This window comes from Novosphingobium umbonatum (assembly GCF_004005905.1).
GTDB lineage: Bacteria > Pseudomonadota > Alphaproteobacteria > Sphingomonadales > Sphingomonadaceae > Novosphingobium > Novosphingobium umbonatum.
The window spans coordinates 178,517-194,385 of sequence record NZ_SACO01000005.1 but is presented as its reverse complement, the minus strand read 5'-3'; the positions used below and the strand labels follow the sequence as shown (position 1 = coordinate 194,385).

Annotated in this window: 12 protein-coding genes; 10 read left to right on the top strand and 2 right to left on the bottom strand. The window is 60.8% G+C overall.

Annotation, left to right across the window (positions count from 1 at the left end; translation table 11 throughout):
- Nucleotides 1–297 precede the first annotated feature (297 nt).
- Together EOE18_RS09020 and katG are read left to right on the top strand one after the other, a co-directional pair.
- The gene (locus EOE18_RS09020) at nt 298–2,277 is read left to right on the top strand and encodes a right-handed parallel beta-helix repeat-containing protein (RefSeq protein WP_127708581.1); all 1,980 of its coding nucleotides are present in this window, start codon (nt 298–300) and stop codon (nt 2,275–2,277) included.
- Nucleotides 2,278–2,437: 160 nt separating this feature from the next.
- On the top strand, nt 2,438–4,660 hold the full coding sequence (gene katG, locus EOE18_RS09015) for a catalase/peroxidase HPI (RefSeq protein ID WP_127708578.1): 2,223 nt from the start codon (nt 2,438–2,440) through the stop codon (nt 4,658–4,660).
- A gap of 43 nt (nt 4,661–4,703) precedes the next feature.
- Here the strand turns inward: katG and EOE18_RS09010 are convergent, their stop codons facing one another.
- Entirely contained in the window at nt 4,704–5,813 is a 1,110-nt protein-coding gene (locus EOE18_RS09010) for an FAD-dependent monooxygenase (protein ID WP_246027347.1), read from the bottom strand.
- A gap of 179 nt (nt 5,814–5,992) precedes the next feature.
- Between EOE18_RS09010 and EOE18_RS09005 the strand changes: the two genes are divergently transcribed.
- The 3 genes from EOE18_RS09005 (at nt 5,993) to EOE18_RS08995 (ending at nt 10,396) form a co-directional block, all read left to right on the top strand.
- Nucleotides 5,993–8,362: a TonB-dependent receptor gene (locus tag EOE18_RS09005; RefSeq protein ID WP_127708572.1), complete on the top strand. Its 2,370-nt coding sequence runs from the start codon at nt 5,993–5,995 to the stop codon at nt 8,360–8,362.
- Between the two features lie 84 nt (nt 8,363–8,446).
- Nucleotides 8,447–9,379: an NAD-dependent epimerase/dehydratase family protein gene (locus EOE18_RS09000; RefSeq protein ID WP_127708569.1), complete on the top strand. Its 933-nt coding sequence runs from the start codon at nt 8,447–8,449 to the stop codon at nt 9,377–9,379.
- A gap of 12 nt (nt 9,380–9,391) precedes the next feature.
- Nucleotides 9,392–10,396 (top strand): LysR family transcriptional regulator, encoded by a 1,005-nt coding sequence (locus tag EOE18_RS08995; RefSeq protein ID WP_127708566.1) that lies wholly within the window; start codon nt 9,392–9,394, stop codon nt 10,394–10,396.
- On the opposite strand, the gene EOE18_RS08990 is transcribed toward EOE18_RS08995, so the two are convergent.
- Complete coding sequence (locus EOE18_RS08990; RefSeq protein WP_246027346.1) at nt 10,397–10,837, bottom strand: winged helix-turn-helix transcriptional regulator; 441 nt, start codon at nt 10,835–10,837, stop codon at nt 10,397–10,399. It lies immediately after the preceding gene.
- Between the two features lie 101 nt (nt 10,838–10,938).
- Here EOE18_RS08990 and EOE18_RS08985 point away from each other — a divergent pair, with 101 nt between their 5' ends.
- The 5 genes from EOE18_RS08985 to EOE18_RS08965 all read left to right on the top strand — a co-directional run bounded on the left by EOE18_RS08985 (nt 10,939) and on the right by EOE18_RS08965 (nt 15,865).
- Nucleotides 10,939–11,751: an SDR family NAD(P)-dependent oxidoreductase gene (locus EOE18_RS08985; protein ID WP_127708563.1), complete on the top strand. Its 813-nt coding sequence runs from the start codon at nt 10,939–10,941 to the stop codon at nt 11,749–11,751.
- A complete protein-coding gene (locus EOE18_RS08980; protein WP_127708560.1) occupies nt 11,748–13,331 on the top strand; it encodes a phytoene desaturase family protein in 1,584 nt (527 codons plus the stop codon). Before EOE18_RS08985 ends, EOE18_RS08980 begins: the two co-directional genes overlap by 4 nt.
- Nucleotides 13,331–13,561, top strand: a complete 231-nt coding sequence (locus EOE18_RS08975) for a hypothetical protein (RefSeq protein WP_127708558.1) — start codon at nt 13,331–13,333, stop codon at nt 13,559–13,561. Before EOE18_RS08980 ends, EOE18_RS08975 begins: the two co-directional genes overlap by 1 nt.
- A 148-nt stretch (nt 13,562–13,709) precedes the next feature.
- Entirely contained in the window at nt 13,710–14,735 is a 1,026-nt protein-coding gene (locus tag EOE18_RS08970) for a VOC family protein (protein ID WP_127708555.1), read from the top strand.
- 11 nt (nt 14,736–14,746) lie between these two features.
- The gene (locus EOE18_RS08965) at nt 14,747–15,865 is read left to right on the top strand and encodes an FAD-dependent monooxygenase (RefSeq protein WP_127708552.1); all 1,119 of its coding nucleotides are present in this window, start codon (nt 14,747–14,749) and stop codon (nt 15,863–15,865) included.
- Nucleotides 15,866–15,869 lie beyond the last annotated feature (4 nt).

The following is a 15,869-nucleotide window of genomic DNA, read 5'->3' as shown; positions in this document are numbered from 1 at the left end:
ATTCGAATGAAAGACCGTTCTTCCGCTTAACCACCGGTGAGAAAGGTGAAATCTCTTTGAACGATTCGCTAATTTCTGACCAGACACCCACAGATCTTAACGGCAAAAGCCATTTTTTGTCTTATGGCATGCTCTCCAGCTACCCCGTGGCCGCCCCTAGGCACAGAACTTACCGGAAAATCATACTTGCCAATTCGGTTACCAATCGTGTTAGGGGGGATTACAGAGTTTGCCACATAAACAGACTATCGAAGCACACAGCGCGGGTTGCGACGCCAGTGTCGATAGGAGTTTTCAATGACCACCTATAATGTCAGCACTACGGCCGAACTGAAGACCGCCTTGGCCAAGGCAGGTGACGGCGATGTCATCAAACTGGCCAGCGGCGACTACGACAATCTCAGCCTGCGCAACGTCAACATTGCCGGCAATGTGACGATCACCTCGGCCAACCCGTCCGACCCTGCGGTGCTGACCAGCCTGGCCATGACCAATTGCAGCGGCATCACCCTGTCGAACCTGGAACTGTTCGAGGAAGATGCCGGCACCAGCTGGAACTTTCGTATTACGAACAGCAGCAATATCACCCTGTCCGGCCTGGATGTGCATGGGCCCGACAACATTGGCAGCGGGCAGGAAAGCAATGTCCTGCTGATCCGCGGCAGCACGGGCGTGACAGTGGATGACTGCGATTTCTACAATTCCAAATCGGGCATCGACCTGCTCGACAACACCGGCGTCACCATCACCGACAGCAGCTTCCATGACATCCGCATGGATGGCATTCGCGGCGGCGGCAACTCCAACGTCCTGATTTCCGGCAACACTTTCACCGATTTCTATCCCGCCGCAGGGGACCACCCCGACGCGATCCAGTTCTGGACCACCAACACCACCACGGCTGCTGGTAATATCACCATTGTCGACAATCTGATCACCCGTGGCGATGGCGAACCTACGCAGGGCATCTTCTTCCGCGATCAGGTCGGCGGACTGTCTTTTTACAACGTTACGGTCGCCAACAACACCGTGGTGGGCGAAAGCTATAATGGCATTTGCCTGAGCGGCGTGATCAGCGGCAGCGTGACCGGCAACACTGTCATCGCCTTTGAAGACCGCACCAGCTGGCTGACCGTCGTCAATTCCTCCAAGCTGCTTTATACCGACAACACCGCCTCGCGCTATTTGTTGATGGATGGGGCGAGCACGGTGGTCGGCAGCAATGGCAATGTGTTGGCAGCGGGCATGACCTCCAGCGACGCTACCGATTTCGCCAAATGGCTGTCGGAAAATGCCGATGCCTATGCCCAACTGTCGGACGACCCGCTGTCGGGTTATCTCTCCAGCACCGGCGCGACCTCTTTTGGCAACCAGGTCGTTATCGGCAACGACAAGTTCACCTATGTCACTGGCACGGATGCCAATGACAAGCTAGCCGCAGCGACCACAGGCAATTCCTTTGTTTGCGGTGGCACGGGTGATGATACCCTGACCGGATCGCTATCGACCAAGGCCTATTTGCAGGGCGGCGATGGCAATGACACCTATATTGTCCGCAATGCCGACACCCATGTCGTGGAACTGTCCAATGGCGGCACAGACACCGTCAATGCCTATGTTGATTACACCTTGGGTGCCAATGTTGAAACCCTCCGTCTCTTCGGCAGCGACGGCCTGACCGGCACCGGCAACAGCTTGGACAATCGCATCATTGGCAGCGATGGCAATGACAAGCTGTATGGCATGGATGGCAATGACACGATCCAGGGTGGCGCCGGAAACGACCTCATCGACGGTGGCAATGGCAATGACACGTTGCGCGGTGAAGATGGCAATGACACGTTGCTGGGCGGTGCGGGTGATGACATCCTTTATGGCGGCACAGGCAACGACATTCTGAACGGCGGCGATGGCAATGATACGCTGGACGGGGGCGCGGGCGCGGATGTGATGACCGGCGGAGCGGGCAAGGATGTATTTGTCTTGCGTCAGGACAGCATTAGCAGCGGCTATGCGCTGGACACGATCACCGACTTCGTTCGCGGCACCGACAAGATCAGCCTGAGCAACATCGACGCCAAGGCCGCCACGGCTGTGGACGATGCCTTCTCCTTCATCGGCACGAAGGGCTTTACCAATGTTGCGGGCCAACTGCGCTATCAGGTCTCGGGTGGCAACACCTATGTCTATGGCGACGTGAACGGCGATGGCGTGGCCGATTTCGGCATCCTGCTCAAGGGTATCACCTCCGTGTCGGCTTCCGATTTCGCGCTGTAAGCCATGGCCGGCGGGGGCAAGAGCCCGCCCCCGCCGATGGCTTGCGCCAAAACCACATTGTTACCGATTATTGCTACAAGTTTAATCGATTAAACAGATAACCCCTCTGGTGATATTTCCTGCCTCGCCGATGAATGGCCAACAAGCAGGAGTATCCAAGATGACTCGTTCCCTGTTCCCCCGCGCGGCCAGATTGCTGGCCGCCAGCGCCTTGATGGCTATGGGCACCACCGCCTATGCTGCCGAAACCGGCACCACCAACAAGGACTGGTGGCCCGCCCGCCTTGATCTTTCCTCGCTGCGTCAACAAAATCCCAATGCCAATCCCTATGGCGCGGATTTCAACTATGCGGCCGAATTCAAAACGCTCGATCTGGCCGCTGTGAAGGCCGATCTGGCCAAGACCCTGACCACCAGCCAGCCATGGTGGCCCGCCGATTATGGCAATTACGGCCCCTTCTTCATCCGTCTGGCATGGCATAGCGCGGGCACCTATCGCACCGTGGATGGTCGTGGCGGCAGCGCGGGCGGCGAGATGCGCTTTGACCCGCAAAACAGCTGGCCCGACAATGCCAGTCTCGACAAGGCCCGCCGCCTGCTCTGGCCGGTGAAGCAGAAGTATGGTCGCAAGATCAGTTGGGGCGATCTGATGGTGCTGGCCGGCAATGTCGCGCTGGAACAGATGGGCTTCAAAACCGCTGGCTTTGCCGGTGGCCGCGTGGATGCGTGGGAACCCGATATGGTGTTCTGGGGCAGCGAGAAGAAATGGCTCGACGCCAATAATGGGCGCCGCGATGCCAAGGGCGATCTGAAAGGCCCGTTGGCCGCCACGCAGATGGGCCTCATCTATGTAAACCCCGAAGGCCCGGGTGGCGTGCCCGATCCGATTGCGGCGGCTGCCGATATCCGCCGCGCCTTTGGCCGGATGGCGATGAATGACGAGGAAACCGCCGCCCTGATCGCCGGTGGCCACACTTTCGGCAAGGCGCATGGCGCGCATAAGCCAGAAGAATGCGTGACGGCCGAACCGACCGGCGCTCCGGTGGAAAATCAGGGGCTGGGCTGGAACAACAAATGCGGCAAGGGCCACAGCGAGGACACGGTGACCAGCGGGCTGGAAGGCGCATGGTCGGCCAATCCGGTGGCATGGACCACGCAATATCTCGACAATCTGATGAATTATGAATGGGTGAAGACCAAGAGCCCCGCCGGTGCCACGCAATGGACGCCCAAGAATGCCGATCAGGCCAAATTCGTGCCCGATGCGCATCTGGCCGGTGTGACTCACGCCCCCATCATGTTCACCACCGATATTGCGCTGAAGGAAGACCCCGCCTTCCGCGCCATCATCACCAAATGGCGCAAGAATCCGCAGGCCTATGCCGATGCCTTTGCCCGCGCATGGTTCAAGCTCACCCATCGCGACATGGGGCCGCAGGCCCGCTATATCGGCAATGATGTGCCCAAGCAGACCTTCGCATGGCAAGACCCGCTGCCCAAGGCGGATTATGCCATGGTGGATGCCGGTGACATTGCCGCGCTGAAGGACAAGATCGCCGCCAGCGGGCTGGAACAGCGCGAGCTGATCCGCGCCGCATGGGCTTCGGCCTCCACCTTCCGCGGCACGGATATGCGCGGCGGGGCCAATGGTGCCCGCATCCGTCTCAACCCTGCCAAGGGATGGGCGGTGAATGATCCGGCGGAGCTGGACAAGGTGCTGGCCAAGCTGACCGCGATCCAGACCGAGTTCAACAAGAGCGCCAAGGGCGGCAAGAAGGTGAGCCTTGCCGATCTGATCGTGCTGGGCGGCAATGTTGGCGTGGAACAGGCGGCGGCCAAGGCGGGCAGCAAGCTGGACCTGCCCTTCACGCCGGGCCGCGTGGATGCCACGCAGGAACAGACCGACCCTGCCAGCTATGCCGTGCTGGAGCCCAAGGCCGATCCGTTCCGCAATTATTATGATGCCGCCGCCAATTGGCAATCGCCCGCCGAGGCCATGGTGGACAAGGCTGATCAGCTCAACCTGACCGTGCCGGAACTGACCGTGCTGGTGGGCGGTATGCGCGCGCTGGACGCCAATAGCGGCCATGCGGCCCATGGCGTGCTGACCAGCCGTGCGGGCGCGCTGACCAATGACTTCTTCACCAACCTGCTGAGCATGGACACAGTATGGAAGAAGTCTGCCACCGAAGGCCTGTATGAAGGCGCAGACCGCGCCACGGGCAAGGTGAAATGGACCGCCACGCCGGTCGATCTTGTGTTCGGTTCCAATTCGGAACTGCGCGCCGTGGCCGAAGTCTATGCGATGCAGGATGGCGCGGAGAAATTCACCGCCGACTTTGCCAAGGCATGGACCAAGGTGATGAACCTCGACCGGTTCTAACCGCCAAAAAAGGGGGCGCTGGCGACGGCGCCCCCTTGATAGGTTAAAACGGCTCGTTCAGGCGCGACAGCGCGCCTTCCAGAATATGGGCATGTTCGCGCGGGTCGCCATGGGCCAATTGCAAACGGCCCACCGAAACCGAACTGTCGATCACATCCTTGCAACGCGGATAGCGGCGCTCCTGATAGGCCAGCAAGCCTGCCTCGGCGCTAGCGGCAGCGGCCAGTTCCTCGGCCAGCACAATGCCGCTTTCCACCGCCATGCCCGCGCCCGATGCCAAATGCGGCGTGGTGGCATGCACCGCATCGCCCAGCAGCACGATCCGGCCATTATACCAGGGCTTGGGCTGCAACACAGCGGCCAGCGGGCGATAGTTGATCCAGTCCTGCCGCGTCATATTGTCGCGGATCCAGCCCGCATTGCCGCCAAAATCGGCCAGCAAGCGCTTCAATTCGTTGTAAAGCTCTTCCTCGTCCATAAAGCGCTCGCGCTCTTCATGGCGGGTGAGCATCCACATATAGACGCTGTCAGGCGCGCAGGCGGTGATACCGCAGGGGTTTTCATGGCCGAGATAGAACTCGCCATATTCAAGCCCCGGCGGTTTGCGGATCGAGATGCGCCAGCAGCCCTGCCCCGTGGGCACCGCAGGCGCCATATGGGGAAAGGCCAGATCGCGCACCGCAGAGGCAACTGAGTCCGAACCCACCACCAGACCATAGCGCGCGTTCGACCCGTCGGAGAAAGTGACGGCAACCTCATCGCCCTCATTCTCCAGCGCGGTTACCGTCAGCCCCAGCCGGACGGGGATTTCCAATTCCTTCACCCGCTTTTGCATGATGCGATGCAGGATCGGGCGCATGATCCCGCCCGTGGCAGGCAGGCCTTCCTCGATCACCGGCTCTTCCAGATCATGCAGATGCGTGCCGTCATATTTGAACAGGCGCGTCTTGTTGGTAATCGCCCCCTGTTGCTTGATCGCGTCCAGCAGGCCCAACCGCCGATAGGCGCGCAAGGTCGGGCCGGTGATGGTGATCCCCGCCCCATAGACCCGCCACTCCGGATCGAGGTCGACAATCTCGACCTTTACGCCGCGTTCCGACAACGCGATTGCCGCGGCCATGCCGCCAATCCCGCCGCCAACGATAAGCGCCACTTGGACGCTGCTGATGCTCTCCCGTGTCATGCCATCAAAATGATCAAGCCATGGGGCAGAGGCAAATCCGAAGCATGGATAGGCGCCTATCCATACAATCGGTGAGACGGAAGGCTCCTCGGCGGCTAGACCGATGCCAGAACGTGTGCAGCACGTCACAAGATGTTTAGGGAGAGGGTATGCATAAATTCATTAGCCCCATCGCGCGCCTGTCGGCCTCATGCGCTGGCGTGGCGCTGGCTATTCCGGTGATGTCGGCTCCGGCCATGGCGCAGAACGCGGCCACACCCAAGGATATTGCCGAAATCATCGTCACCGCGCAAAAGCGCCCCGAAAAGCTGCAGGATATTGCGGTGGCCGCCGCCGTTCTGTCGCAGGCCGCCGTGGCGCAGGCCCATGTGACCGACCTGTCCGACATCAACCGCGTGGTGCCTTCGGTGGAAATCAAGGGCACGTTCAATGGCCGCGTGCCCTATGGTATGCGCGGCATTTCCACCAATGCTAATGAAGGCGCGATCGGCCTGACTTCGGGCGTGTCGATCCAGATGGATGGCGTGCCGGTTCCGGCTGACTCCTTTGCCGCCAACACCATCACCGATGTGGCCCAGCTCGAAGTGCTCAAAGGCCCGCAGGCCACTTTGGGCGGGCGCACGGCCTCTGCTGGTGTGATCAATTTCGTGACCTTTGGCCCCACGGCCAAGGCCCATTACGCGCTGGACGTGACCGGCACCGAGGACGGCGAACATCGCGTCAGCCTGCGCGCCTCCGGCCCGATTTCGGATACGCTCAGCTATAGTCTGGCCGGTTATGAAAGCCGCACCCCCTATCCGGTGACCAACATCAAGACCGGCGTAAAGAGCAAGGCCGACAGTTTCGGTGTGCGCGGCAAGTTGAAGTTTGAATCGGGCGATTTCGATGCCACTTTGATGGGTCACTATGCCCTGTCCAAATCGCGTGGCAACAATTTCATCTATCAATATCTCACCCCCGGCGCGCTGCTGCTGGGCGCCCCGCCGCTCAGCCAGTCGGTGCTGTTCCCCGGCTTTACCATTGCCTATGGCAACACCAAATATTCCTCGCCGGTCAACATGGGGTCGCGTTACGAGGACCGCGATGGATCGCTGGTGATGAATTATCACATGGGCGATTTCACGCTGACCTCCACCACCTCGCATTTCTATGAAAAGCAGTTCCAGACGCAGGATCTGTTCGGCACGGATATCTATTTCTTCAACGTGCTGACGGGTGGCATGGCGCCCGCCTTTGACAATATGCAGTCCAACGCCGGTTTCGTGCGCCAGACGACGCAGGAATTCAAGCTGGCTTCCGACAGCAGCAAGGCCTTCAGCTATATCCTTGGCGCTTTCTATTCGAACACCAATGTGACCGGCGATGGCCTGCGCACTTTCGTCGGCTTCCCCGCCGCCCAGCGCAACATTTCCACCACCAAGAATTACGCCATTTACGCCCATGCAACCGAAAAATTCACCGACAAGATCTGGGCGGTGGGCGGCCTGCGCTATAACTGGGACAAGATTGGCTGGAATCTGGCGCAATATTTCGACCCGACCAAGGCGCAATATGGCAGCGGCAATTTCGGCGCGGGCGGTTTTGCCTGGAATGCCTCGGATTCCTCCAGCGCGCTGGTGGGCGATTTTGCCCTGCAATATCACCCCGCCGAACGCGTGATGGCCTATGCCTCCTATACACGCGGTTACAAGCCCAACGCTTTCAACACCGCCCATACTTTCAGCGTGTCGCAAGCCGCCGCGCTGGCCGCGCCGACCGTGGCGGCCAATGCCTCTGACCTGAGCTTTACCAAGGCGACCAAGCAGGAGCATATTGACAGTTTCGAACTGGGCCTCAAATCCAGCCTGCTCGACCGTCACCTGACGCTGAACCTCGCCGCCTTCTACACCAATTACCAGAATTATCAGGCGCAGGTGTTCGATAATAGCAAGCTGGTGGGTGTGCTGGTGCTGGCCAATGCGGGCGCGCGCACGCAGGGGATCGAGGCCGATGCCACCTATGTGAAGGGCAATAGCCGCATCTCGCTGTCCGCGGCGCTGATCGATGCCAAGTTCAAGAATTTCAAGGGCGCCAATTGCTATGCGCTGCAAACCGTGGCGCAAGGCTGCGTGGCGGATGCTTCGGGCAATTATTCGCAGGATCTGTCGGGTAAGCCGATGCCTGCCAGCCCCAAGTTCAAAGCGAGCGCAAGCATCACGCAAACCGTTCCGCTGGAAAAATTCGATGTCTTGCTGGGCAGCAACCTCAACTATCGCTCCTCCACCGTGCTGCAGGCCAACCAGAACCCCTATACACGTCAGAGCGCCTTTGCCCTGCTGGACCTGAGCGTCGGTTTCCAGACCAAGGATGAGGTCGCCTCGCTGACCTTCTTTGTGAACAATGTGACCAACCGCTTCTATCTGACCAACGCCGAAGACTTCTTCTCCGGTCCGTTTGCGGGCACGGCCAATGCGGTCATCGGCCAGCCGGCGCGCGATTCCCATCGCTATGCCGGTGCAAGGCTCAGCGTGAAGATCTAAACCCGACCCACCCGCGAAAGGCGGCAGGCAAACACCCTGCCGCCTTTTTCTGTCCCCCGCCTTTATTGCCTGCAGGATATGCCCATGACCCAGCCCCTCCCCATTCTTGTCACCGGCGCCGGTGGTTTTGTTGGTCGCTCCATCGTGGCCAGCCTGCTGGAACAGGGGCGCGAGGTGGTGGCGATGGATGTGATGGCCGATGGCATCCCTGCGGGCGCGCACGTGCTGGCGGGCGATCTGGCCAGCGCCGATCTGCGGCGCGAGGCCTTGGGCGATGGCGTGTCGGCGGTGATCCATCTGGCCACCGTGCCGGGCGGCGCGGCAGAGGCCAATCCGGTTGCCTCGCGCGCGATCAACGTCGATGCCATGTATGACCTGCTGCTGGAGGCCTCCGCTTTCGGCAACTACCCCCGCTTTGTCTATGCCAGTTCGATTGCCGTTTTCGGCGATCCCCTGCCCGCTTTCGTCGATGATCAAAGCCCGCTCAGCCCCAAGATGATCTATGGCGCGCATAAGGCGATGATGGAACATGCTGTGGCCATGTTCACCAACCGGGGCGGGATCGAGGGCGTTACCGTGCGCCTGCCGGGCATTCTGGCGCGGCCCAAGGGGCCTTCGGGGCTGAAAAGCGCCTTCATGTCCAACCTGTTCCATGCGTTGAAAGCGGGCGAGGAATTCACCTGCCCCGTTTCGGCGCAGGCGACCATCTGGGCGGAATCTTTGGCCTGTGTCACCGGCAATTTCCTGCATGCGCTGGAACTGGACACCACCTTGCTGCCCCCCACTTATGCCGTCACCCTGCCCGCCCTGCGCGTGACCATGGGCGATCTGGCGCAAGAAATTGCCCGCCAATGCGGCGTGTCCGCCGATCTGGTGCGCTATGAACCCGATGCCGCGCTGGAAGCCGCCTTTGGCGCGCAGCCCCCGCTCTCCACCCCCGCCGCGACAAAGGCAGGCTTTGCAGATGATGGCGGGCTTGATAGGCTGGTGGCCAGCGCGCTTCAGACGCTGGGATAAGGGAGACAAGCCATGCGGTTCCAGCGTCTGGACCTCAATCTGCTGGTGGCGCTGGACGCTTTGCTTTCGGAAAAAAGCGTTAGTCTGGCTGCCGACCGGCTGTGCCTTTCGCAATCGGCCACCAGCAGCGCTTTGGGCCGGTTGCGCGATTATTTCGGCGATGAATTGCTGGTGATCAAGGGCCGCAATATGGTGTTGACCGCAAGGGCCGAGGAATTGATCGATCCGGTGCGCGCGGTGCTGGAACAAATCCGCTCGACCATCGCCATTGCGCCCGAATTTGATCCTGCCACCTGCGACCGCCAATTCCGCATCATGGCTTCGGACTATTCGACGCAAGTGCTGCTGGCAGGCGCTTTGGCGATGATCGAGGCCGAGGCGCCGCATCTGCGTTTTGAAATCCAGCCGATGAGCGACAATCCCATCGAAGCGATCGAACGCAGCCAGATCGACCTGCTCTTGACCATCGACTATGCCATCAGTTCCGACCACCCCAGCCAGTTATTGTTCGAGGATGACTATGTGGTGGTCGGCGATGCGGGCAATCCGGCCATGGCGGGGGACATCACGCGCGAGAAATATTTCGCGCTGGGCCATGTAACCGCCCGTTTCGGCAAGAGCCGCACCCCCGCCTTTGACGACTGGTTCGTGCGGCGGCAAAAGACGCAGCGGCGGATCGAGGTGGTCGCCCCCACCTTCCTGTCGCAGGTCGCGCTGGTGCTGGGGACAAAGCGCATTGCCACCATGCACCGCCGCCTGGCCACGCAAATGGTCCAGACCCTGCCCTTGGTGATGCGTGAAGTGCCCTTTGACATCCCGCCCATCCGCGAGGCGATCCAGTGGCATATTTCGAACAACAATGACCGCGCCTTGCGCTGGGTGGTGGAACGTCTGGCCGCCTATGCGCAGGAAAGCGCCACGGACGGTGACAACAAGGTCGTGCCCATTGCCGAGGCACGCCGCGACGAAATCGCCATCCAGTTCCAGAATTACCAGCCAACCCCGCGCGGCGTCTGATCAATCCTCCATCGCGTCAAAGGCCAGCCGCGCGTTGCGGATCGCCGCCTCGCGCGCATTGGCCCAATCGACCATGCGCCGCCCCTCGCCCGCCAGTTCCAGCCCCAGCGGGCTGAGGCTATAGGAAACTTTGGGCGGCACATCGCCCGTCACATGGCGCAGCACAAAGCCGTTGCGTTCCAGCGCGCGCAATTTCATCGTCAGCACGCGTTGCGAAATGGCCTGTTCCGCCGACAATTGCGCCAGCGCCCGTTTCAGATCGGCATGGCGCCATGCCCCCACCGCCAGCACCATCAGGATCAGCGATGTCCAGCGGTCGCCCAGCATGGCCATCACCTCGCGCGCGGGGTCGTCGCGCTGGGTGCCATGGGCGGCCATATCCTGCGCCAAGGCTGACAGGCCGGACCGCAAACCGGCGGGAAATTTGTCCAGATCCAACACGCAACCCACTCCTGCACAGGGCACAAAAAAGTGCCTTCTTCCGCTTGGCCGCGCCTTGATTAAGACATGTCGCCACAAGAGGAAACAAGGGAGAGAGCATCATGCCCACAGATGCCATCAGGCTGGATGGAAAAGTGGCGATAATCACCGGCGGCGCAGGCGGGATCGGCGCGGCCACGGCGCGTTTGATGTCCATGCGCGGCGCGCGGGTAGCCATTGCCGACATCGCCTTTGACCGCGCGCAGACCGTGGCCAGCGCCATACCCGATGCCTTGGCCATCCATCTCGATCTGGAAGATGAAGCCAGCGTCGAAGCCATGGTGGCGCAAACGGTCAGCCATTTTGGCAGGCTGGATATTCTGCACAACAATGCCGCCCTGCTTGGCCCCGATATTGCGCAAGCCGACGGCAATATCGAACATATGGCCACCGCGCTTTGGGACCGGACCTATGCGGTCAATGTGCGCGGCACGATGATCGCCTGCCGCGCGGCTTTGCCCCATTTGCGAGCCACCAAAGGCAATATCGTCAACACCGTCTCCAGTCTCGCGCTGCAGGGGCATATGATACAGGCCGCCTATAGCTCGTCCAAGGCCGCGATCATCCAGATGACCCGCGCCATTGCCGCCAGCCATGGCCGCATGGGGGTGCGCTGTAACGCGGTGGCGCCGGGCATGACCATGACCCCTGCCCTGCGCGAAGCTTTCCCCCCCGCCCTGCGCCAAGTGGTGGAGGATGAAACCCTGCGCGACCAATTGGGCGATCCGCAAGACATTGCCGAGGCAGTGGCTTTCCTAGCCTCTGACGCGGCCCGCAACATCACCGGTCATGTGATCGAATGCGATGGCGGCGGCACCAGCCATGTGCCGGGCCTTGGCGGTTTCCGCGCATTTTTTGAAGGGATGGGCCAATGAGCCAATATGATATCGTGGTGATGGGTGGCGGGCATAATGGCCTGACCGCGGCGGCCTATATGGCCAAGGCGGGCAAGAAGGTGCTCGTTCTGGAGCGCAAAGCCCATTTCGGCGGCGGCGTTTCCACGCGGGAATTGATCCAGCCCGGTTTCTGGCATGATGAACACTCCAACGTGCATATCATGATCCAGGGCAACCCCATGCTACGCGAGGACGAGCTGGGCCTGCTGTCGCAATTCGGCCTTGAATATATCTATCCCGATCTGCCCCATGCCAGCATCTGGGAAGATGGCACCGTGGTGCGCAGCTGGAAGGATCTGGACCGCACCTGCGAGGAAATCGCCGCTTTCAGCCCGAAGGACGCCGAAGCCTATCGCAAATTCGCCCGCGCCAGCATGGAGGCGCTGCCCATGTTCATGAGCGGGCTCTATGCCCCGCCCTTCCCCATGGGCGCCTTTGTGGCGATGATGGACCAGTCCGACGAGGGCCGTTTCCTGCTCGATGTGATGAGCCGGTCCGCGCTGGATGTGGTGGAGCAATATTTCGAGAGCGATCTGTTAAAACTGCACATCGTGCGCATGGTGACCGAAAACCTGCAAATGCCCGATGAACTGGGCACCGGCATGGGCGCGTTCCTGATGCCGGGCATCATCCATACCTATGGCTGCTCCATGCCCAAGGGCGGTTCGGGGCAATTGTCGAAAGCCTTGGTGCGCGCCATCGAACATTTCGGCGGCGAGGTGCGTTGCGGGGCGGAAGTCAGCCGCGTGATCGTGAGTGGCGGCAAGGCGGCGGGCCTTGAGCTGACCACGGGCGAGACCTTCATGGCCAAGGATGGCGTGATCGGCGCGATCCACCCCCATGTGTTGCGCAAATTCGTGGCCGAAACGCCAGAGCCGGTTCTGCAACGCGCCGAGCGGGTTACCCAATCCACCTTCTCGATCAACCTGATGCATCTGACGCTCAAAGAGCGGCTGAAGCTGAAGGTCGGCAATGCAACCAATGCCATGATGACCGAGCTGATGGACTTCTACACCGTGCGCGACATGTGCCTTGAATATGACAAGCTGCGACGCGGTGAAGTATCGCACCGCCTGATCGCGGGCGGCGACAACACGATCTTTGACCCCAGCCGCGCGCCGGAAGGGGCCGGCGTGTTCTATGGCGTGAATTTCGCGCCCTATAATCTCTATCCCGATGGCCCCGCCAGTTGGGACGCGCGCAAGGAGGAATTTGCCGACCGCGCGCTGGCGCAATATCGCAAATTCTATTCCAACCTGACGGACGACAATATCACCGGCCGCCTGATCCGCTCCCCCATCGACCATGAGCGCGACAGCCCCGCCAGCTTCATCAAGGGCGACATCCACGGCTGCGCGCCCTTCATGTATCAATCGGTGGCGCATCGCCCCACGCCAGACCTCGGCTCTTTCCGCGTGCCCGATATTGAAGGCCTCTATCTGGTTGGCCCCTTCATGCATCCGGGCGGAGGCGTGTTTGGCGCAGGCCGCGCCACCGCGATCCAGATGATGGACGATATGGGGATCGATTATGACAAGGTGTGTGGAGGGCCGATCTGATGGCTGACAACAAGAAAGCGCCTCAGATGCGGGTGCTGGACGCCAACAACAAGGAATTGATGACTGTCCGCAAGATCGAGGCGGATGGCAATGCGCTGGTCATCCGTGGCAAGATCTTTGGTGCCATGCCCATGGTGGCCAAGCTGACCCCCGCCGAGGCGCGGGCGGCGCTCAAATTGCTGGACGCGAAAACCATCCTGTTTCTGCTGACTTTCCTGTTCCGCAAATAGGGCAACCTATCCACGAAATCGATTGGAATAACCGATTCAATCCATAGAACAGGATTGATCGGGATCAAGAAACACAAGGCCCATCGGCATCATCTCTTGTTCACAGGCGCGCAACATGGCGCGGTTTCACAACAGGAGAGATGCCGATATGGCGATTACCGGAATCCGGCGACTGGTGTTTCTGGTCGATGATCTGGCCACCACCACCCGCTTTTTCACCGATTACGGCCTGCGCAAGATCGAGGAGGATGCCACCTCCGCCCGTTTTGAAACGATGAATGGCGCGCAGGTGCGCCTGTTGCTGCGCGGCCATGCGGATTTGCCCAAAGGCACGGCACAAACCGGCGTGGGCGTGCATGAATGCATCTGGAGCGTGGACAGCGCGGAGGCCATGGCGCGGCTACAGGCCGATCTGGCCCGCGACCATGTGTTGACCACCGATGCCGAAGGCATAACCCATTTCGTCACCCCCTTTGGTCAGGCGATCGGGGTGCAAGTGTGGCAGCCACGCGCCGTCCATGGCGCGCCCAGCCCCAGCAACACGCCCGGCCATGTCGGCCGCCTCAACCAGCCGCGAAAATGGCTGGCCCGCGCGGTACCCAAGCGTATCCACCACACGGTCTGGACCTTCCCCGATGTGCAGGAAGCGCTGGAATATTACCGCGACCGGCTCGGCTTCCGCCTGACCGATGTGCAGAAAGGCTTTGGCGTCTATATGCGCGCCGATGGTGCCTATGAGCATCACAATATTTTCATGGCCAATGCCCATGCCAAAATGCCCGGCTTTGATGGCACGTTGAAATTCCACCACGCCAATTTCGAATGCGAGGACATTGACGAGATCATGGTGGGCAAGAACCACCTCGACCGTCTGGGCTACAGCTTTGAAGGCGGCTGGGGCCTTGGCCGCCACCGGTTGACCAGCGCGGCCTTCCTCTATCTGGCCGTGCCCGAACTGGGCGGCGATATGGAATATGGCGCCGATTGCGACTGTGTGGACGATAGCTGGAAAGTGCGCGTGTGGGACGGGGCGTTCGGCACGCTGATCTATATGCATGATCTGCCGCATTGGTTGCAGGCCGAGCCCAAATGGGACGTCGCCTACGCTACCGAGGATCAACTGCGTTACCTGCCCGCCGATCCGAAACCGGTTCTGGCCGAAGCTGCCGAATAAGGGAGAGACATATGACCATCTGCATCATCGGCGGCGGCGTTGCTGGCCTCGCTCTGGCCATTGGCCTGCATCAACAGGGCATCGACTGCGAAGTGGTGGAGCGTGACAAGGACTGGAAAGTCTATCACGTGGGCATCATCGTGCAGGCCAATTTCATCCGCGCGCTCAATGTGCTGGGCGTGGGCGAGGCGGCGACCAAGGCAGGCTATGCCTATCGCGGGGCGCGCTTTGTGGATGTGAACGGCAAGGTGATTGCCGAACTGCCGGGCGAAACCGCGGTGGACGGCCTGCCCTCCGATCTTGGCCTGACGCGCCCTGCCCTGCACAAGGTGCTGACCGACAAGGTGAAGGAATTGGGCATTCCGGTGCGTCTGGGCGTGACCTTTACCGCCATGCAGGATTACGGTGACCATGTGGAACTGGGCTTTTCCGATGGCACCAGCGGCTCCTACGATCTGGTGGTGGGTGCCGATGGCAATTACTCGGCGGTGCGCAAGGCGCTATGGCCCGATGCCAAGCCGCAGTTTACCGGCCAAGGCGTATGGCGCTACAACGTCCCCCGCCCTGCCGGATTGGAATGGAGCGACATCTATCTTGGCAATGGCCATAATGGCTTCAATGGCAAGGCTGGCTATTGCCCGTTAACGCCTGAGGAAATGTATATTTTCGCCGTGGTGGAGGAAAAGGGCAACCCGCGCTTTGCCCCTGAAACGCTCGCCGATGAAATGCGTGCGCGTCTTGCCGGTTATGGCGGATTGCTGGGCGAGGCGGCCAAGGCGATCACTGATCCCGCGCTGGTAGTCTATCGCCCGCTGGAAGCCTGCATCATGCCCGATCCCTGGTACAAGGGCCGCGTGGTGTTGATTGGCGATGCCGCCCATTCGGCCACACCGCATCTGGGCCAGGGCGCGGCCATGGCGGTGGAAGATGCCGTGGTGCTGGCGCAAGAGCTGGGGGAACGAGGCATTGAGGAAGCCCTGCGCGCCTTCATGCAGCGCCGCTTTGAACGGGCCAAGCTGGTGGGCACCTCCTCCATCCAGCTGGGCGAATGGGAAATGCACCCCGAACAGGCGGGCGATCCGGTGGAGGTAACCAGCCGCATCCGGCAGAAACTGGCCGAGCCGGTTTAACCTT

Coding starts and splice junctions, on each gene's coding strand:
- EOE18_RS09020 (WP_127708581.1), top strand. CDS start 298: ATGACCACCTATAATGTCAGCACTACGGCCGAACTGAAGACCGCCTTG.
- katG (WP_127708578.1), top strand. CDS start 2,438: ATGACTCGTTCCCTGTTCCCCCGCGCGGCCAGATTGCTGGCCGCCAGC.
- EOE18_RS09005 (WP_127708572.1), top strand. CDS start 5,993: ATGCATAAATTCATTAGCCCCATCGCGCGCCTGTCGGCCTCATGCGCT.
- EOE18_RS09000 (WP_127708569.1), top strand. CDS start 8,447: ATGACCCAGCCCCTCCCCATTCTTGTCACCGGCGCCGGTGGTTTTGTT.
- EOE18_RS08995 (WP_127708566.1), top strand. CDS start 9,392: ATGCGGTTCCAGCGTCTGGACCTCAATCTGCTGGTGGCGCTGGACGCT.
- EOE18_RS08985 (WP_127708563.1), top strand. CDS start 10,939: ATGCCCACAGATGCCATCAGGCTGGATGGAAAAGTGGCGATAATCACC.
- EOE18_RS08980 (WP_127708560.1), top strand. CDS start 11,748: ATGAGCCAATATGATATCGTGGTGATGGGTGGCGGGCATAATGGCCTG.
- EOE18_RS08975 (WP_127708558.1), top strand. CDS start 13,331: ATGGCTGACAACAAGAAAGCGCCTCAGATGCGGGTGCTGGACGCCAAC.
- EOE18_RS08970 (WP_127708555.1), top strand. CDS start 13,710: ATGGCGATTACCGGAATCCGGCGACTGGTGTTTCTGGTCGATGATCTG.
- EOE18_RS08965 (WP_127708552.1), top strand. CDS start 14,747: ATGACCATCTGCATCATCGGCGGCGGCGTTGCTGGCCTCGCTCTGGCC.